This window comes from Candidatus Omnitrophota bacterium (assembly GCA_028715965.1).
Classification (GTDB): domain Bacteria; phylum Omnitrophota; class Gorgyraeia; order Tantalellales; family Tantalellaceae; genus JAQUQS01.
In genome coordinates this window covers 95,514-112,662 of record JAQUQS010000003.1, presented here as the reverse complement: position 1 = coordinate 112,662, position 17,149 = coordinate 95,514, and the positions used below count along the sequence as shown (strand labels likewise).

The 17,149-nt window shown below is 50.4% G+C and carries 20 protein-coding genes and 1 riboswitch; of the genes, 18 read left to right on the top strand and 2 right to left on the bottom strand.

Features of this window, described 5'->3' with window-relative positions; translation table 11 throughout:
* The first annotated feature begins 6 nt into the window (after window positions 1–6).
* From PHH49_02795 to PHH49_02765, 7 genes are all read left to right on the top strand, one after another.
* Window positions 7–387, top strand: a complete 381-nt coding sequence (locus tag PHH49_02795; GenBank protein MDD5487877.1) for a NifB/NifX family molybdenum-iron cluster-binding protein — start codon at window positions 7–9, stop codon at window positions 385–387.
* Window positions 384–1,241, top strand: coding sequence for an ATP-binding protein (locus PHH49_02790; GenBank protein ID MDD5487876.1), 858 nt, complete (start codon window positions 384–386; stop codon window positions 1,239–1,241). Before PHH49_02795 ends, PHH49_02790 begins: the two co-directional genes overlap by 4 nt.
* On the top strand, window positions 1,238–2,101 hold the full coding sequence (locus PHH49_02785) for an ATP-binding protein (protein ID MDD5487875.1): 864 nt from the start codon (window positions 1,238–1,240) through the stop codon (window positions 2,099–2,101). The genes PHH49_02790 and PHH49_02785 overlap by 4 nt, the downstream gene beginning before the upstream one ends.
* A 27-nt stretch (window positions 2,102–2,128) precedes the next feature.
* Window positions 2,129–2,755, top strand: a complete 627-nt coding sequence (locus PHH49_02780; GenBank protein MDD5487874.1) for a class I SAM-dependent methyltransferase — start codon at window positions 2,129–2,131, stop codon at window positions 2,753–2,755.
* 63 nt (window positions 2,756–2,818) lie between these two features.
* Complete coding sequence (locus tag PHH49_02775) at window positions 2,819–3,007, top strand: 4Fe-4S dicluster domain-containing protein (protein ID MDD5487873.1); 189 nt, start codon at window positions 2,819–2,821, stop codon at window positions 3,005–3,007.
* Between the two features lie 304 nt (window positions 3,008–3,311).
* Window positions 3,312–3,668 (top strand): tetratricopeptide repeat protein, encoded by a 357-nt coding sequence (locus PHH49_02770; GenBank protein MDD5487872.1) that lies wholly within the window; start codon window positions 3,312–3,314, stop codon window positions 3,666–3,668.
* A 7-nt stretch (window positions 3,669–3,675) separates the two neighbouring features.
* Window positions 3,676–4,035 carry a tetratricopeptide repeat protein gene (locus PHH49_02765; GenBank protein ID MDD5487871.1) on the top strand — a complete coding sequence of 120 codons (360 nt, stop codon included), beginning with the start codon at window positions 3,676–3,678 and terminating at the stop codon, window positions 4,033–4,035.
* Between the two features lie 21 nt (window positions 4,036–4,056).
* On the opposite strand, the gene PHH49_02760 is transcribed toward PHH49_02765, so the two are convergent.
* Window positions 4,057–4,989 (bottom strand): hypothetical protein, encoded by a 933-nt coding sequence (locus PHH49_02760; protein MDD5487870.1) that lies wholly within the window; start codon window positions 4,987–4,989, stop codon window positions 4,057–4,059.
* Between the two features lie 173 nt (window positions 4,990–5,162).
* Here PHH49_02760 and PHH49_02755 point away from each other — a divergent pair, with 173 nt between their 5' ends.
* On the top strand, window positions 5,163–5,765 hold the full coding sequence (locus PHH49_02755; GenBank protein ID MDD5487869.1) for a hypothetical protein: 603 nt from the start codon (window positions 5,163–5,165) through the stop codon (window positions 5,763–5,765).
* 67 nt (window positions 5,766–5,832) lie between these two features.
* On the opposite strand, the gene PHH49_02750 is transcribed toward PHH49_02755, so the two are convergent.
* The gene (locus PHH49_02750) at window positions 5,833–6,954 is read right to left on the bottom strand and encodes a GGDEF domain-containing protein (GenBank protein MDD5487868.1); all 1,122 of its coding nucleotides are present in this window, start codon (window positions 6,952–6,954) and stop codon (window positions 5,833–5,835) included.
* Window positions 6,955–7,137: 183 nt separating this feature from the next.
* A riboswitch (cyclic di-GMP riboswitch) is annotated at window positions 7,138–7,231 on the top strand.
* A 47-nt stretch (window positions 7,232–7,278) separates the two neighbouring features.
* Here PHH49_02750 and PHH49_02745 point away from each other — a divergent pair.
* From PHH49_02745 to PHH49_02700, 10 genes are all read left to right on the top strand, one after another.
* A complete protein-coding gene (locus PHH49_02745; protein MDD5487867.1) occupies window positions 7,279–12,411 on the top strand; it encodes a (d)CMP kinase in 5,133 nt (1,710 codons plus the stop codon).
* Window positions 12,412–12,515: 104 nt separating this feature from the next.
* Window positions 12,516–13,172: a hypothetical protein gene (locus PHH49_02740; GenBank protein ID MDD5487866.1), complete on the top strand. Its 657-nt coding sequence runs from the start codon at window positions 12,516–12,518 to the stop codon at window positions 13,170–13,172.
* Window positions 13,165–13,392 carry a hypothetical protein gene (locus PHH49_02735; GenBank protein MDD5487865.1) on the top strand — a complete coding sequence of 76 codons (228 nt, stop codon included), beginning with the start codon at window positions 13,165–13,167 and terminating at the stop codon, window positions 13,390–13,392. The genes PHH49_02740 and PHH49_02735 overlap by 8 nt, the downstream gene beginning before the upstream one ends.
* 22 nt (window positions 13,393–13,414) lie before the next feature.
* Entirely contained in the window at window positions 13,415–14,122 is a 708-nt protein-coding gene (locus PHH49_02730; GenBank protein ID MDD5487864.1) for a hypothetical protein, read from the top strand.
* A 76-nt stretch (window positions 14,123–14,198) separates the two neighbouring features.
* Entirely contained in the window at window positions 14,199–14,663 is a 465-nt protein-coding gene (locus tag PHH49_02725; protein ID MDD5487863.1) for a Spy/CpxP family protein refolding chaperone, read from the top strand.
* An 89-nt stretch (window positions 14,664–14,752) separates the two neighbouring features.
* Window positions 14,753–15,037 (top strand): peptidylprolyl isomerase, encoded by a 285-nt coding sequence (locus PHH49_02720; protein ID MDD5487862.1) that lies wholly within the window; start codon window positions 14,753–14,755, stop codon window positions 15,035–15,037.
* 30 nt (window positions 15,038–15,067) lie between these two features.
* Window positions 15,068–15,712: a TMEM175 family protein gene (locus tag PHH49_02715; GenBank protein ID MDD5487861.1), complete on the top strand. Its 645-nt coding sequence runs from the start codon at window positions 15,068–15,070 to the stop codon at window positions 15,710–15,712.
* Window positions 15,713–15,745: 33 nt separating this feature from the next.
* Window positions 15,746–16,051 carry an antibiotic biosynthesis monooxygenase gene (locus PHH49_02710; protein ID MDD5487860.1) on the top strand — a complete coding sequence of 102 codons (306 nt, stop codon included), beginning with the start codon at window positions 15,746–15,748 and terminating at the stop codon, window positions 16,049–16,051.
* Between the two features lie 47 nt (window positions 16,052–16,098).
* Window positions 16,099–16,662 (top strand): RNA polymerase sigma factor, encoded by a 564-nt coding sequence (locus PHH49_02705; protein MDD5487859.1) that lies wholly within the window; start codon window positions 16,099–16,101, stop codon window positions 16,660–16,662.
* Entirely contained in the window at window positions 16,649–17,125 is a 477-nt protein-coding gene (locus PHH49_02700; protein ID MDD5487858.1) for a zf-HC2 domain-containing protein, read from the top strand. Before PHH49_02705 ends, PHH49_02700 begins: the two co-directional genes overlap by 14 nt.
* Window positions 17,126–17,149: the final 24 nt, after the last annotated feature.

Here is a 17,149-nt window from a genome sequence, read left to right as displayed (position 1 = left end):
AGGAAAATGAGGATATGTATCACGGCGGAAAAAGACAGCCTGGATTCGCGTGTAGACCCCAGGTTCGGAAGATGCGGGTATTTTTTGATATTTGATACCGAGTCGGGTGAAAAAGAATTTGTCGAGAACAGCGACAGGGACGGAACTGGAGGCGTGGGTATAAGGGCCGGACAGTATATGGCCCAACAGAAAGTAAAGGCTGTGCTTACCGGTAATGTGGGTCCCAACGCTTTTCAAACATTGTCCGCTTCGGGCATAGAGGTGATAACGGGGGTTTCCGGGACCGTAGAGGACGCTATAGGCGCTTATAAGGCCGGAAGAACGAAGACATCCGCCGGTCCCAGTGTGGAGCCGCATTTCGGTACGCAAAAAGAGGAAGGACAATGATAATATCCGTCGCCAGCGGTAAGGGCGGAACAGGGAAGACCACGGTAAGTACGGCCTTGGCCCTATCCCTCCCGGGACCGGTGCAGCTTTTGGATTGCGACGCGGAGGAACCCAACGCCCATATTTTTATCAAACCTGATATAAAAAGAACGGAAGATGTGTTCATTTATGTGCCCAGGATCGATGAGGATATATGTACGTTATGCGGCAGATGCGCTGAAGTATGCGCGTATAATGCCATAGCAGTTCTTCCTGGTTCAGGTAGAACCGCGGGCAGGGCACTTGTGTTCCGGGAACTCTGCCACGGTTGCGGGTCATGCAGGTATTTTTGCCCCGAGAACGCCATCAAAGAAGAGAAAAGAAAGGTTGGCGTTGTCGAGGTCGGGTATCGTGGAGAGCTCGAATTCGTGCATGGCAGGATGAATATAGGTGAAGCCATGTCGCCTCCCGTGATACGGGCCGTGAAGCACAAGCTTAATAAGGGGAGGACGGTCATTGTCGATGCTCCGCCGGGGACCACTTGCCCTGTTATAACGGCCATACACGGGTCTGATGCCTGTGTATTGGTCACAGAACCCACGCCTTTCGGTCTACACGACCTCAGGCTGACCGTGGAAGTCATAAAGAAAATGGACATACCGTTCGGTGTGGTCATAAACCGCCATGGTTTGGGTGACGAAAGAACGGAGGAATATTGCGCGCAAGAGGGGATACCTGTGCTCATGAAGATCCCGTTCAGTAAAGAGATAGCGGCTGAATATTCCAGGGGGATATCCATTGTGGAAGCGTTCCCTGAGTATAGGGACGAATTCGCCGGTTTGGTGAAAAAACTTGAGGAAGAGATGTCGAGATGAAGCAGGTAGTTGTCATAAGTGGAAAAGGGGGTACTGGGAAGACCGTCATAACCGCGTCTTTTGCCGCTATCGCGCGGAGCAAGGTCATGGTGGATTGTGATGTTGACGCGGCCGACCTTCATCTATTGCTTGATCCGGCAACAAGGCAGAATGGCATGTTCAAGAGCGGGAAAACCGCGGAGATAAACCCGGAGAAATGCGTGAAATGCGGTTTGTGCCGGGGCATATGCAGGTTTAGGGCAGTAACTGCCGATTTTAAGGTCGACCCCATTTCGTGCGAAGGATGCGCTTTCTGTTCTTTTATCTGCCCGGAAAAAGCCATTGAGATGAAAGAGAACGTAACGGGCGAGTGGTTCGTCTCGGATACGAGGTTTGGTCCTATGGTCCATGCCAGGTTGGGCATAGCCGAAGAGAACTCGGGTAAGCTTGTAAGCCTGGTCAAGGGCAAAGCAAAAGAGATCGCTGAAAAAGATGGGCATGAATGGGTCATAGTGGATGGTTCTCCCGGCATCGGGTGCCCGGTGATCGCGTCCCTTTCCGGAGCGAACGCGGCTATTGTGGTCACGGAGCCTACTCTGTCGGGGTTACATGACGCGAAGCGTGTGGTCGCCATGGCAAGACATTTCAACGTGCCCGTCATGTTCATAATAAATAAATATGACCTGAACGAACGCATGGCCGACGATATACGAGCTTATTGCTGTGGTGAGAAAATAGATGTGATAGCCAGGATCGGGTTCGATGAGGACGTTGTGAAGGCCATGGTAGAGGGGAAGACCATAATCGAATATGCCGAGAACGTGACTACCCGGGCTATCAGGGAGGCTTGGGAGGCCGTTACGTCGATAGGGGCGGGATAGAAGCATGGTCCGGGAAGGATGATAGTTATGAGGTACATGGCGCGGTTGACCGACGCGGAGATAGAAGCAGCGCGAAAGGTTTTTGAAGCGAGATATGCGCTTTACCGGGGGAAAGGCCTGGATTTTCTTTGGAACAAGGAATTAGTACTGGAGAAAGCCGGGCCGTTGAGCGGCAAGATACTGGATATAGGCTCAGGCAGAGGAATGATGGCGCTTTGCCTGGCGAGGAAAGGATATGATATAACCTCGATAGATAATAACGAGGTTATGCTCAGGACCACCGTCCTCAATCTGGCGCATGAGGGGCTTAATGGCAAAGTAGAACTTCATAAAATGGATGCCGGGTCCCTGGAATTCCCGGACCATTCCTTTGTTAACATTTTTATGGCCGAAGCGCTACATCATATATCGGCCCTGGACGGTGTTTTTAACGAGATAGATAGAGTGTTGTCTCCCGAAGGTCTGTTCATGATCTCGGATCTTAATGATAAGGGCCTCAGGATCATTGAAGATGTGCACGCGGCCGAAGGACGAAAACACGAGAGTTCTCTATTGGGGCCGGAAGACGCAAGTGAGTGGCTGGAAAAAAGAGGCTATCGGGTCAAGAGGTATGATAACGCGTGTATTTGGATGATAGCCGCGCGAAAAACATGATAATGCTGTTCGCGCGGGAAATGTCCGGAGTGGACCGCGTGTTCTGGTCACGGAGGTATGGCCGTGCGTAAAATAGTAATGATCGACGAAGATAAATGTATCGGTTGTGGGGCGTGTGTGGACCTGTGCCCGACGAAGATACTTTATATAGACCGTACCAGCGGGAAATGCGGGGTTAGGGATGAACTCCAATGTGACAGGCTTCGAGGATGCGAGAGGGTATGCCCCGTAGGAGCCCTTAAGATAGCCTGACAAGAGGTTGGGCGTTGTCCGTGCTTGACATGGTGGCTATATCTGTTAATATAAAAATATGGGTATACTTAACGATACGGGTCTAGATCAGGTCATAAAAGGAAGAGAAGGATATATAGGCAATATATCAAATTTGTGGTGGAAATAACCAAAGACACTTAAGCCAATATACAAAATATAGAAGCTGAAGTGGATTTTGGTTCTTACAGGAGCCGAAGTTCGCTGAGACGATGACTTCGGCTTTTTTATTTTCAGATGTGTTTCGGGTGCCAGGTTAACGGGGAGAACACCAAAAGGAGGGAAAATGAGAAAAAAACGATATATTACGGGTATAGTGACGGCCGTTCTTGTTGTTGCGGTCTTTTTCGCGCAGGGAACGTGTCTGGCGTTGACGATAAAGGACTCGATGAAGCTTTATGATGAAGGCAAGAGGGAATATAAAAGGGAAAAATATGATGAGGCTATTGAAAGTTTCAAAAAAGCGGTAGAGGAATGCCCGGAAAGCGCTATGACGGAAGTGGCCATGTATTACCTCGGGAAGAGCTATGAGAAGGCCGGCCAAAAAACTGAAGCTAAAACTGTCTTGAAAGGGCTTATAGAAAAATATGGGTCTGGCAAATGGGCGGTATGGGCAAATAATGACATAAAAGCCATGGACTGAGGGGATCATGATGGGGGATGACATTCTTAAAAATAACGATGACCTGAAATACCCCACGCAATATATGCTGTTAGGGCAAAGCTATCTCATAAAGGGCAAATTCGACAAGGCGATAAAAGCTTACCAGAAAGCGTTGAGGATGACGCCAGATAAGCCCAAGGCCCAGTTCTTTCTGGGAGACGCTTGGTTCAAGAAAGCGGTGAGTTGCCGGGGGAAAGAGGGGACTAAAAGAGCTAAATGTATCCATAAGGCCGTGAAGCATTATAGCAAGGCGGAAGATCTGTCCCCTGATAGCGTTGTCGGCGAACTTGCCCGCAGACAAAGGAAAGAAGCCAACAAACAAAAGATCCCGGGAACGGGGATGTGAAGGCTTGGGCTTTCACGTGGATCACGCGTGGGTGATCTTTTTTATGTTCTTGAGTATGTGATCTGCGACTGACAGGACCACATTGTCGGGGACACCGTTAGGTTTTTCGGATCGAGGCGTGAGATCGCACTGGTCGTTTATGGGGTCGATCGATACGAATTCCAGCTTGTCCCGTTCTCTGACGCCGGCGAATTCCGTAGAGAACCATGTCATGCCTGTGATGTCTCCCAACAGGGCCGTCATTTCGACCAGGGCCGATAGGCCGTATTTTTTTATTTCGCCTGGGACCGCCTTTCGGTAGACGCATGTAGTGTCATCCCACCAGAATAATATTATCTTGTCGAAGACCTTAAGTACGCGGAACCACGCGCGTTTGCCGTCCAGGCTGGCCGGGATGACCTTTTCCTGGAGCAGGAAAGAATCATCGGGATCGAAAGAACGGGCTTTTCTTATTTGATAGGCCGAGCCGGTAGCGTTCCGTACCAGCCCTTTCTGGGCGTATCCACGCGCGGGCTTGATAATGAACGGGACCCCAAGCTTTTCTTTATCTTTCTGTGTTAAAGTGTATTTTTTCGGGTCCCATTTTCGTATTATGACGGTATATGGCACGGGGATGTTCTCGCGTACCAGGCGATGGTACATGTAGGCCTTGTCTATCGCGAGTTGCGTGGAGTCGGGGTCGTTGAAAACGAATCCTCCGGAATCCTTGGCGGCATAACATATCTTTGAGTAGATATCATCCGGGTCCTCGTACGTAGCCTCGGTATCCATTAGACATTTCAGCCGTAAACGGTCGTTGTTGAGCCGGTGAAGTATCTTTTCCCGGTTGAAATAATGGATCCACAGGAAAGAGATCCCCGAAGACAGACATTTTTCCTTAAGCGCGCGCGCGAAAAAACTATCATAAGGGGAGTTCCAGTTTATCGCGAAGTCGTATGTAATTGTTTTTGCCATCAGTTGGTCCATTCAGGTCTTTTTAAAAAGTATACACTTAACGGTGCATATCGCAAAAATAAAATACGAAGTGCATAATGAACGATAATGTTGAAAATCCAGGGAAAGAGGGTAAACTGTATCTATCAGGTGGTTCGTGGTAGGTCGTGTCCATTGTCACGGGGGGAGGATCCATGGGTCGGAAGCATAGCCGGCATGTAGAATTCTTGTTTATTATCACGATCTTTATGTGTGTCCTGGCCATGGGGACTTACGCCCAGGATAACAAAGTGGACATGAAGGATGTCCGCCAGATCGTTAGCCTGCCGGTGGACGAAATGCTCGACGGGACCCCCGTATCTATGGTCCCTGAAGGGTCCTATTGGAAGGTAGTGAACGAAAAGAGAAAAACAGACATGCCTCTTGTGGCGTTCTTTTACTCCAATGTCGATCCTGAATCCCAAAGAGTGGCGTCGCTTCTCAAATATGTCGCGCCGGAATACGCGGACGAACTGATCTTTATAAGGGTGCAGACCACAAATGAGGGAAAACCCGACAAGGATACATCGAAAAGACTATCGCGGGAATTCAGCCTGGACAAGACCCCGGGTATACTTTTTTACGAAAATGTCAATGGCAAGATGGTGCTTGAGGACGAGGAATATGTGGACGCGGACTACAAGGAGTTCAGGACGCCAAGCCTTATGTTGTGGAAAACGTATTATAACGCTGTTCGCAAGGAATTGAAGAAACTTTTGCATGCCCGTAAATATCTAAAAGGTACTATATTTCCGTAAAGCCCCGTACGCGCTCCTCGATACTGCCACTTTGAAAGTATGACCGGGATAGCATGCCGGTGTAGGTCTAGCCTACCACAGTATTGTTCCTGCCGCTGTTCTTCGCGGAATAAAGAGCTTTGTCCACGGAAACGAAGAAAAGGCGAGAGGTATGCTCTTCGCTTGGCACCCGGGAAAAAACACCCAGGCTTATGGTGACCTTGCGTATCTTGCCGTCTGACATATACGAGAGACCGAGAGACTCGATATCTTTCCTTATCTTCTCGGCTATAAAGTGCGCGCCCCACTCCGGTGTGCCGGGTAATACTATGATGAATTCCTCCCCGCCGTACCGCGCGACAAAATCCCCGGGCCGGTTAATGTTCCTTTTTATGTAAAAGGCTATCGTCGATAGACATTTGTCACCGGCCTTATGACCCTCGTTGTCGTTGTATTCCTTAAAATGGTCCACGTCCAGAAGGATGAGGGAGAGTTCTTTCTTTTCCCTGAACGCCCGGTGCCATTCTTCGGAGAACCTCTTGTCGAAACATCTTCTGTTGGCCACGTTCGTTAAGCTGTCGGTAAGGGAGACCTCTTCCAGTTCCTTGTTCATTTTTTCCAGGTCCATCAGTTGGCGGTACTCGGTCCTCATACCGCGCTCGAGAAAATAACTGATAAGCATCCCGATAACGTTGCCTATCAACAGGAACGAGGCGTTAGTATAGAACACCTGCGGGGACAGGATTATGGCCCCGGTCCAAAAAGCTATGATATATGACAACATTATGATCCATCCGGGGATACAGGAATATATGAAACGCAGCCTCACGACACCATAACCGTAGAAAATGACGGTAAGAAGCCCCGCGTAATATGGGTGGTTCTCTGTCCCCCGGGCCAGCGCTATCATCCAGACTACAAGAACGCCGGCCAGTGTTACTATCGCCGCGCCGGCCAGTTGCAGGAATTTATCCTTCTTAACATAAAAGCTGGTTATGAGCACAATAGAACAAAAGGGCGCTACGATGAGAAAACGCATGGTCAAGGTCTTCATGACTATCTCAGGGACCACCCAGTAGTCCAGGATGCCGACTATGCAATACAGGAATATAGCCGCGGCCAGGGAGAACCTGTATTGCAGGAAGGTCTGGTTCCGGTAGAAATCCAGGAACGAGGTCTCATAATCTTTAGGGAACCCAGGAAAAAGCATAAGATAACATCCTGTCGGATAACGTTATTGAAACATGGTACCTATAGTATACCTAACATATTCGTCATGCAGAAGGCATAATAGTCAAAAACTATAACTTTTAAACAAGTTCGCATGTTAGGGATGAAAAACCCACCTCACTTTATATTGAGCTAACACACGCTATGTATTATAATAACACCATCTAGATAAAGGCAAACTCGTGGTGACATGGGGGCGCAAAATTTGGGGTCTAGATAAACGTGATATGTTTATTCCAGAAAGCCGAATTGCCTAGATAGGCGATCCGGCTTTTTTTATGTTGTTGTATCCCGGGAAAAGGGCATGTTCCATCCTTCCCCAAATTGGGTGGATATGCCCCGGCCGGGACGGGAAAGGGACCAGAAGAAGACCGTTATGACACGCGGACCATGGGACAAAAGAGCGGCATTTACCCCAAAGATGAAACGGATAATTTCATCTTTGGTCATATGCCTGTTCCTGTCCAACGATACCGTATTTGCCGCATTGCCGCGTTATGATAACATGGATCCGTCGGAGACCCTCCAGGTACAATCCATATTCAAACCTGTTACAGATCATGTAGGACGCGAGAACGCCGAAGCGCTGCGTATCGAGACGGCTCTTATACTGGCCATGGCCCTAAGGGATGGAGAGATGCCTTTCCACGAGATCAACGCCGAACTTGATAAATGGTACAGCCGGATAGACGGTAAAGCGCGTCTTATGGAAGTGCTGCCGGGAGGGGTATGGAAAGAAGATGGCCGTACTGTAGTGGCTGTTACCGTGGTCAGGGGGCCGTACAAGGGTAAAAAACTGAAGATATCTTCCACTTGCCGCAGTATACAGGATATCCAGAAGGATGAGACCCGCATCAATATAGAACCGGCGGATGCGGAAGACGTTGCCGCCGCGGAACCTGTCCAAGATGAATATTTAAAGATAATGCCCATGGAGATAGCCAGGGCCCGCAAGGCGCCTAAGGCGGAGATCATATATACCGCCAGGATAAAGGATGAAGGTAAACGCAGGGAGATGATAGACGGGGCTATAAAGGCTTACAGGGATGATGTGCCGGATGTCGTGGTGGATTATGACGACGGGATAGACCGGTCACGTGACGATATGATAATCATACGTGAGCTGGGTGGGCCGATACTGGGGTTCGTCTCGTACGGGAAGGTCGGTCGTACCGGGTATAAGATCTACTTTCATTATGTCATGAGGCAGGAAAGAGGGCGTGGTGTCGGGCGTAATCTCCTGCGGGAACTCGTGACGGAGCTTTCGCGCGATATTGATAAGGAAAATCGATGGAGATTAACTACGACGTTCCTGACCTACAATGGCGAGAATATATGGAGCGGGATGTTCGGTCCGGGCACGATAAAGGGAGAAGTAAGGCTCGACACCGGGGAGTATATCAGGAGAGCCCACCTGGATCTGAGGAAATATCCGGATGTCAGGACTGGCCCGATCTACGCTAAACAACCCATACTTAACGATAGTTTTGTAGCGACGATAGATGGCCCATCGGGGACGGGGAAATCCTCATCCGCGTCCGAAGCGGCAAAAATGCTGGGGGCGGTGTTCTTTTCGGCCGGAAAGATATACCGGCTTATAACATGGCTTGCCCTTAAGGAAGGGTTGGATATAAAAAAAGATATGGACCGGTCCACTAAGGAGGAACTTCGCAAGATAGCGGAGAATATCGACATGGCGAAGTTCCGCATGGAAGAAACGGAAGGGACTACGCGTTCTTTTTATGGAGAACAAGAGATCACGGAGATATTCTATTCCGAGGATATTTCCGGCAACGTGCCTTTTGTCTCGGCCATACCCGAGATACGATGGTTCGCCGTCAGGAAGATAAGGGAAATGATAGACACGCTTCGGGCGCGTGGGGTCTCTGTGGTGCTTGAGGGGAGGACCACGGGAATAGAGATCGCCCCGGATGCTGATATAAAAATATACATGACCGCCAGTCCCGAGGAGCGCGCGGAACGCAGGACACGCCAGATGGTGAAAAAGGAAGGCCTTGAAGCCTCTTATTGCAATGTTATAGGAACTACGCCTGGTGAGTACGCGCGTATAGCGGAGAGCGTCTCCGAGGAAGAACGTTTCGGGAGAATGGTCGAGGCAGTAGCCGGGAGCATCGCGCGTAGGGATGAGCTTGACGAACATCGAGAACATATGCCGTCACGCCGGCCGAAGAACGCCGTTGTGCTGGATTCGAGCGGAAAGACACTTGAGACCACCATTCGGGAGGTGGTGGACAATATAGAGATAGCGCGTATCCGGGGACTTGTGGAGAGGAATATCAAATTGGACGAAGAAGGGTTTTCCCGGCTCAACACATTCTATTACAAATACCGCAAGCTTGCCGGACAGTTCGAGGGTAAGGGGTCGGATATGTGGGGGCGAGGTCCTGACAGGATGGAAGAATATATGAAACCCGAACATATCGCTGATATGTTCTATCTGTCCGAGGTGTATGAATTCGATATGTGGGACCTTCTGGGCGAGAAAAGAAGCACAAAATGGGTCAGCGGGACTGGGCCGGATCGGGTCGAATATGAGTTCAGGATAGAGGAGAACAGTGACATTGCCATGGTTGAGATAGGGCCGGATGGGAATGAATTAAGGGAGGTAGCCCGGGCGGAAAGGGGAAGCTACGGCGTCAGGAACTACCAGGACAACCGCGGTCGCGGACTGGGGAACTTCATAATAAAGACGCATTATCTTATCCTGTGGGCCAAGCGATATATAAGGCGCGAGGATGTGCTGATAGCCGCTTTGGGCGGCGCGGGGCTCATTGGATATTACGATACGATAGGGGCGACCACCTACCGGGATAGCGATGGCGATATGCGCGCGTCGATAGAGCTTGTCGGCGGTATTTCCGCTGCCATACTGGACCCGCGGCAGGCCGCAAAGATAAAGAGCCTGGACCCGCGCATATGGCGGGTATGGAGCCAGCGTAACATGGACAGGTACCTGTCCCTTGTTGAGCAAGTGGACCCGGAAGTGCTGGAGAAAGCCCATAAGGATTTTTCCGATGAGCATAGCGCGGAAAAAATAGAGACCGTACGAGAGATAACCCCGGGAACGGTAGCTAATTACGTTCTCTTGAAGATGATGGAGGCGAAAAGATCGGAAAAGGCCGCTGTCGGGCCGGCGGCGCCATCCGGGAGGATGGAGTTCACTCCTCTTGCCGCGACGGACGCGTTCTATGCCCTCAAGGAAGAAGCTGGAAAGGAAGTATCAGCCGCAGTGTCGGCAAGCAGCATAAGTGTCGATAAAGATACCGGTAAAACAAGGTACCTTACGGTAGGCAAGAAATTCACGCCGATAATGGCGCAAGTTTACGTAAAAGAAGGGGCCAAGTGGGATATTCCGGTCGGCGTGGAATTCCCTGGACATTTGAGTTCGATCATCAACGGGGATAACGGGGCGCTTGTCCTGACGACAGGTCCTTTTTACGCCAAAGTCGAAGGCGCTCCGACCATCGCGTATGTCAGGCCGCTTACCGACCAGGAAGTATATGAAAGATATGGGTTACGCAGGGTATATGGTAAGGACGATAAGCCCTTCGAGATGCCCGCGCTGGGGATAGCGGGAAGGTCCATGCTTCTTCCCATACCGTATACGGTAGTGACCTCCAGGACGAGTAGTGGAGAAAGGATCATAAGGACCACGGACGACCTCAGGTCCGGAGGGGAGGAAAGCCGGCACGTGTTCGGGCTGGAGTTCAAGAACGCGGGAACGCCGTCATATGAAAAACATAATATAAACTCAAGCTTTCCGGCGACCGTGATAGATGAATACGTGGGTAAACCCGGGATATTCCTGGATTGGTGGCACCAGCTGGCTACAAGGAACCCCGTGGGGCTTGGAGATGAGTACGGTACGACCATCCCGCGCGAGATATCGGTGCTTAATGACGGTGGCAGCCTGACCAGGTGGACGCTCGCGAATATGACGCTGGAAGCGCCGTATGTAATTACCCTGCGTGTGCCTGTGGGGGATTACAGACGCCTTTCGTCCTTCTTTGATACGGATGGAGCGCCTAAGAAGAAAGAGTTTAATGACGCGTTGGATGAATTAGGATTCGGTTCCCTGGAGGAATATTTCAGGGAGATGTGCCGTAATTACGGACGCAACATGCGCAGACTGGTGAACAATAACATTATGGAGAGTACCCATGGATCAATGATAAACACGGATATGCTCGGCAATATCACTGACTTGGGGGATTTTTGGGAGATAGCGGGCGAGAACGAACGCTTTCTGAGACACGGGGTCGATGCCAGGATAGATAACCTGATAAAGGTCTTAGATCTTGCTGGGGAGGAGAACAAGGCTGTCCAGAACGAAGCGTTAAAATATTTTGCGGCGGCATATTTCGGCGGGGAAATGAACGTGAACATGATCGAAATGAGCGTGGACGACCCGGACAGGCTTAAGGACGCGGTCTACCAGCACGCGCTTGGTATGATCAGGGTTATCGGTGAGGCCGGAGAAGCGGCCGCCGGTGAGCTTGCTCGGAGGGTCAGTGAAGCGCGGGACAATGTACAACGGTCCCATGTCGCGGCGATCATGGCGTTTACCGGGCTTAAGAGACATCTCGAGGCTGTTTTTGATGATCCTTCCATGCCGGGAAAGATGGCTCCGGTGCATATTGTAGTGGACCTTTCCCTTATATCAGGGCTGGACCGGCGGGATATGGAGGCGAACATAACAACGTGGGCGCATTTGATGCTCTTATGCCGGGACCTGGAGAATGTCCGGTTCAGTTTCAGGCAACCTTATCCCGTGGACATGAAGACCATGCCCGAAAGTCTGCTTACGGAGATAAGGAACGGCGCGTCCGAGGAAGAAGTGAGATTCCTCTTGAAGGGCAGGATACGTGAGCTTTCGGTACTTTTCGGCCAGGATATAGACGCGGACGCCATAATGAACGGGAAGCTTAACGCCGACCAGGCGGAGAATGCCATAGAAATACCTATTTTGTCGAAGGCCTGGCTTGAGTGGATGAGGGATAGTGGTATGGAGCTTGGGCCTGGAGAGTTCCCGGTAGCTATGGACGGACTGACCGGAATTAATAACAAGCAGGTCGTTTTCAGGAATTTTGAAGCCGCGCTTATGATCGGCCTGTCCAAGGCCGCTCTTGTGATAGCGAAAAGAAGAGGCCGGGGTGTAAGCGCGCTTGAAGAAGAAGAAATGAACAAGGTAATAGAGGATACCCGCATGCTTTCGCGTTTGAGGGACCTGTACGCTGTTCTATCCGACGGCAGTATAGGTATAACCGAAAAGACACTGAAGAACATGGTCTATGATGACTCGTCAACCAGGATCAACCTGGCCATATCCCTGGCTATACCTCCTATGGCGCGTATGCCTGTGGAAAAACTACTGGAACTCCATTCCGCTATGCAAGACCTGCTCAAGGCCGCTTAACCCATATATCGCCGTATTCACTATCGTGTTGCAAAAAAAGGCGGCGATTGGTATGCTATATATACTGTTCTGTGGGTACCAACAAGGGACTAACTGTCATTCCTATGAAAAAGAGAGCAGCCATTACAATAGTCGCGGTATTCCTGCTGTTCGGGGTCATGCTCGCCCTGGAAAGCGCGGGGATAACCCTCGTGGACGTGCTGTGGTGGGACGGGTCCAGCCTGGAGTTCAATAAAGATTTCCTTGATAACGCCTCGGACCAGGAAAAGGCCGTAATGGCGTATCTTGCCACGAAAGCTTGTACCGGATGCAAGACATTTATTGACAGGGATATAGTTTCAGGAGGCGACGCTATACGCTTCGGGAATCTTGAGTGCGAGCTTATAACCCTGCTCGGGCTCGATTCACAGGGCGGGGAAGAACACGTCAAATACATAAAGAAGTGGTTCGTCGATGACGAGAGGATAAATAAAAGGCTTAAACATTGTTATATGACGCCTTATACGGCTACGGGACGCGTGATATACCACTATATTACACTGGAAGAGGATGGGGACACGATAACCGCGTATTATAAGATGTCATATATGTTCCTGCAGAAAGAGGATTATAGGGAATGGCTGGGGGAGGACCAGTATAAGGTTGAGAAAGGAAAAGTACGTCTTATATATGAGAAAATAGAGGAACTTTCCGAAAGTACGATAGAGAGCGGTATGGAGATCACGAAAGTGGGGGAAACAGAGAGAGCCGAATATGATTAACGGGACCAGCGGGGATGGAAAAAGACGCAGGTCATGGTATGTGTGGATCATACTCATATGCGGGATGTGCGCGTCCGGATGTGCCGAAAAGGATGACAGCGAGCCCGGAACGGTGGAGTATCTGTCCGGCTCAGAGCAGGTCAAGGTATATCATAGGACGAAGGCCAGGATAGAGGATATCAATAGAACACTGAAAGAAAGATACGACGAGGTGGAATAACGCCGTATAAGAACGGGAGGGGATGATGTACAATACCACGTATAATTCCTACAGCGGGGCCGCGACACTTGACTGGAACCAGTTGGTCGTGCTGCCGCTTAAGGGCATGTTCGTCGAGACGGTGAGGTTCTTGCCTGACCTTGTGGCGGGATTGTTGACGATCCTGGTCGGGTGGCTCTTGGCCCAGATGGTACGGTTAGTGGTCCAGGTGTGCCTTAGGTCCATGGGATTCGATGCTATAGCCGGAAAGATCGGTCTTACAGAACTTACCGGAGGAGCGGAAGGGAAACTCGCGCCGCACAAATGGTTCGGGTTGGCCGCTTTCTGGTGGACGATGGTCGTTGTGTTCACGGTGGCGCTCGACCGCTTCAGGATGAGGATGGTGTCGGCGCAGGTCGACCAGATACTGTCGTACGTAGTGGCGGTATTCATGGTATCGGTCATAGCCGTGGCGGGTATATTCCTGAGCATGATATTGTCGCGCGTGGTAAAAGGCGCGGCCGAGGCGGCACAGATAGGACGGCCCGAACTTTTCGGAGGCATAGCCAAGTGGTCCGTACTGGTCTTCACGGCCACGGTATGCCTGTCCCGTATCGGCCTGCCGCGTGATATCTTCATGGTGTTCTTCAGTGTCACATACCTGACACTATGTATCTCGTTCGTTCTCGCTTTCGGGCTGGGAGGAACGGTTTGGGCGGGCCGTATACTCGAGAGATTCTCAAAAAAATAGAGGATAGGCTATGGGTCGCTGGGAACGGGCTCTATGTGGACGGAAAAACACGCGATATAAAGGAAAGGAGAGGGCCATGAGAAAAAAAGGCATTAATGTTCTGGCTCTGGTAATATGTGGGACCTTGATGTTCACGCTGGTCGGGCCTGGATCTGCCATGGCGTATGGGAAGAAGGGGATGGACAGCAAGATATACCATAAAGCCAGTTATATGGTGGATAATCGGGATGAGCTGGGGCTTACCGACGAACAGGTGCGGCAGATAAACGCGATCAAGACCGCGGTGAAGAAGGAAATGATAAAAAAGAACGCTGAAATAGACCTTGTCGCCGTGGACATAAAGACCATGCTCCAGGAGAACAAGGTCGACGTTAAAGCGGCCAGGGACCTCCTTGACAAGAAATACGAGCTGAAAAAAGAGAAAGCGAAGTACCTGGTGGGGGAATACGCGGCTCTGAAGGACATGCTTACGGATGAACAGATGGGTTCGCTCGAGAAGATGTGGCGGGACAAAGGTAAGGGCCCATGTGATAGAAAATAGAGTTATCTGTTGGGTGGAACGTGTCCGGGGCCGTTATCCTGCGGAGATAACGGCCCTTTTTAGGCATATCACAGAGAGGAAAGGTGGACATGAAAAGAGCCAAAGCAAAACATATTCTCGTTGATTCCAAGGAAAAGTGCGCGGAGATCATCGCACGCATTGAGGCGGGTGAGGATTTCTCCGATATTGCCTGTGAGTGTTCTCTTTGCCCGTCGGGGAAACAGGGCGGGGACCTGGGTGAGTTCTCCCAGGGGGATATGGTGCCCGAGTTCGATAAGGTCGTGTTCAGTGGGGAGCTCAACAAGGTGCATGGCCCGGTGAAAACAGCTTTCGGGTACCACTTGATAATGATAACCATGAGGAACGATCAATGACCGTCGATGACGGTGTCCACGGGAAGATATATGGTAAATGACGGTATTATCGAGGACAAAGGGCCACAGAGGATAGAGGCGTTAAGCGACGGGATATTCGCTATAGCCATGACGATATTAGTCCTTAGTTTCGAGGTGATCTTCGACCCGGAACGTTCTTACAGTAACGAAGCCCTTGTCGCGATGTTGTCGGGGCTATTGCCCGACCTTATATACTACGTCATGAGCTTCATGATATTGGGTATCTTCTGGATACAACACCATAACCAGTTCAAGTTCATAAAAAAAAGCAATGCCTCGCTCATATTGATCAATATCGTGTGGCTTATGTTCATTACCCTTATCCCTTTCACAACGGCTATAGTAGGGGATCATCACAATACGCTCATAGCGGCATTACTTTTTGAGGTCAATCTGCTGCTGGCGGGCATGTTCTTCGCGTTGAACTGGATATACGCCACTTCGGGGAAGAGATTAGTTCAACAGGCGCTTGACGACCGGATGATCAAATGGTACAGGAAAAGAAGCTTGATAATCCCGGTCTGGTCGATACTGGCCATAGTGATATCATTATTTGACCCGGGGCTTGGTACCACGGTGTATTTTACGGTACCGGTAGTCCTTTACGTATACGTAAGAAAGACTGAGAAATATTACCGCCGATCTATCGTATGATCACCGAGCCTTTAGGCGGACATGGAGGATATCATGGCGTTTCTGGAAAACAAGGTCGCTGTAGTTACGAGGATCAGGGCAAAAAGAGGAATGAGGGAATGGCTTGAAAAAGAACTTATCAAGATGATGTCCCCACTGCGGTCCAAAGAAGGGTGCATAAACTATTCTATACATAGACATTCCACGGATATGGATCTCCTGATGACATATGAAGTCTGGGAAAGCATGAAGGAGATGGTGGATGATAAGGAACCGTCCCATATAACGCATTTTACCAGGACCCACGGGAAAGAGATCGAGGGAATGCCTGAGACCACCGTATGGGACCTCGTCGTGTAAAAACGGAACTTTTACCGGGCCCGGGACGTTATATATAACAGGTGCACATGAAAGACATACCTTATGAACTTATCAGGGATACCCTGCGCGGGGATATGCGGTCTTTTGAGGAGATATACAGGAGGCTGTCAGGTTCGGTATACGCCATAAGTTACAGGATAACATTTAGCCGTATGGATGCCGAGGAAGTCACGCAGGACGTGTTCGTGAGCATGTATAAGAACCTGGGCAATTTCAGGGAAGGCACCAAGTTCGGGGCCTGGGTATACAGGATAACGGTTAACGCGGCTATAAGCTGTTATAGGAAAAGAAAGAGGTCGAGAGGGATGTTCGTGAATATGGAACAGGCCGAAGAGCGCCTGGGGTATGCCCCGGAACTGGAGAAGATACATGATGACGCCGAGACCTCTGGGAAAGTGGAAAGACTGCTTGCTGTGCTTAGTCCGGACCAGCGGGCATGCGTGGTCTTGAGGGACATCGAGGGGTTATCTTATGAGGAAGTGGCACAGGCGCTGGACGTGAAACTCAATACCGTCCGAACAAGGCTTAAAAGGGCCAGGGAAGCCATGGCCTTACGTGTAAAAAAGGAGGCGTATCATGAAGTGCGATGATGTGCGCCGGATACTTTCCGAGGGATACAAGGATAACGGGTTAGGGGAACAAGAAAAGGAACGCGTACATTCTCACCTAAGGGAATGTCCCGAGTGTCGCCAGTTCCACTTGAGCGTCGAACAGGTGTTCGCGGTCCTTTCCGGCGCGAAAAGATCGATAAGTCCTCCGGACCGAGTATGGGACAAAATACAGGTCCAGGTCAGCGCAAGTGATGACAGGATAGGCATAGTGGCATTAATGGATGTCCTGGCCAGGTCTTTCCGGGCGCTCAAACCCCTACCGGCTATCGCGGGCGCGGCCCTGCTTATCCTGGCCATTACGAGTATGGGGTATTACCGGGCTTATGAACGCAGTCTTAACGAGAATTACGTAAAGGAACAGATACGGTACCTTTTGTCGGCCGAGAACGGTGAGGCGAGCATGTCCGGACTGGGGACCAGTATCGAAGAGTTTTTCCTGTAAATATGGAACTTTGCGGGGATAACT

Excerpts from the sequence above, each read along its gene's own strand:
- PHH49_02735 (MDD5487865.1), top strand. The coding sequence starts at position 13,165 with ATGATTAACGGGACCAGCGGGGATGGAAAAAGACGCAGGTCATGGTAT.
- PHH49_02715 (MDD5487861.1), top strand. The coding sequence starts at position 15,068 with ATGGTAAATGACGGTATTATCGAGGACAAAGGGCCACAGAGGATAGAG.
- PHH49_02795 (MDD5487877.1), top strand. The coding sequence starts at position 7 with ATGAGGATATGTATCACGGCGGAAAAAGACAGCCTGGATTCGCGTGTA.
- PHH49_02750 (MDD5487868.1), bottom strand. The coding sequence starts at position 6,954 with ATGCTTTTTCCTGGGTTCCCTAAAGATTATGAGACCTCGTTCCTGGAT.
- PHH49_02725 (MDD5487863.1), top strand. The coding sequence starts at position 14,199 with ATGAGAAAAAAAGGCATTAATGTTCTGGCTCTGGTAATATGTGGGACC.
- PHH49_02760 (MDD5487870.1), bottom strand. The coding sequence starts at position 4,989 with ATGGCAAAAACAATTACATACGACTTCGCGATAAACTGGAACTCCCCT.
- PHH49_02745 (MDD5487867.1), top strand. The coding sequence starts at position 7,279 with ATGTTCCATCCTTCCCCAAATTGGGTGGATATGCCCCGGCCGGGACGG.
- PHH49_02705 (MDD5487859.1), top strand. The coding sequence starts at position 16,099 with ATGAAAGACATACCTTATGAACTTATCAGGGATACCCTGCGCGGGGAT.
- PHH49_02770 (MDD5487872.1), top strand. The coding sequence starts at position 3,312 with ATGAGAAAAAAACGATATATTACGGGTATAGTGACGGCCGTTCTTGTT.
- PHH49_02780 (MDD5487874.1), top strand. The coding sequence starts at position 2,129 with ATGAGGTACATGGCGCGGTTGACCGACGCGGAGATAGAAGCAGCGCGA.
- PHH49_02755 (MDD5487869.1), top strand. The coding sequence starts at position 5,163 with ATGGGTCGGAAGCATAGCCGGCATGTAGAATTCTTGTTTATTATCACG.
- PHH49_02710 (MDD5487860.1), top strand. The coding sequence starts at position 15,746 with ATGGCGTTTCTGGAAAACAAGGTCGCTGTAGTTACGAGGATCAGGGCA.
- PHH49_02700 (MDD5487858.1), top strand. The coding sequence starts at position 16,649 with ATGAAGTGCGATGATGTGCGCCGGATACTTTCCGAGGGATACAAGGAT.
- PHH49_02785 (MDD5487875.1), top strand. The coding sequence starts at position 1,238 with ATGAAGCAGGTAGTTGTCATAAGTGGAAAAGGGGGTACTGGGAAGACC.
- PHH49_02720 (MDD5487862.1), top strand. The coding sequence starts at position 14,753 with ATGAAAAGAGCCAAAGCAAAACATATTCTCGTTGATTCCAAGGAAAAG.
- PHH49_02740 (MDD5487866.1), top strand. The coding sequence starts at position 12,516 with ATGAAAAAGAGAGCAGCCATTACAATAGTCGCGGTATTCCTGCTGTTC.
- PHH49_02790 (MDD5487876.1), top strand. The coding sequence starts at position 384 with ATGATAATATCCGTCGCCAGCGGTAAGGGCGGAACAGGGAAGACCACG.
- PHH49_02765 (MDD5487871.1), top strand. The coding sequence starts at position 3,676 with ATGATGGGGGATGACATTCTTAAAAATAACGATGACCTGAAATACCCC.
- PHH49_02730 (MDD5487864.1), top strand. The coding sequence starts at position 13,415 with ATGATGTACAATACCACGTATAATTCCTACAGCGGGGCCGCGACACTT.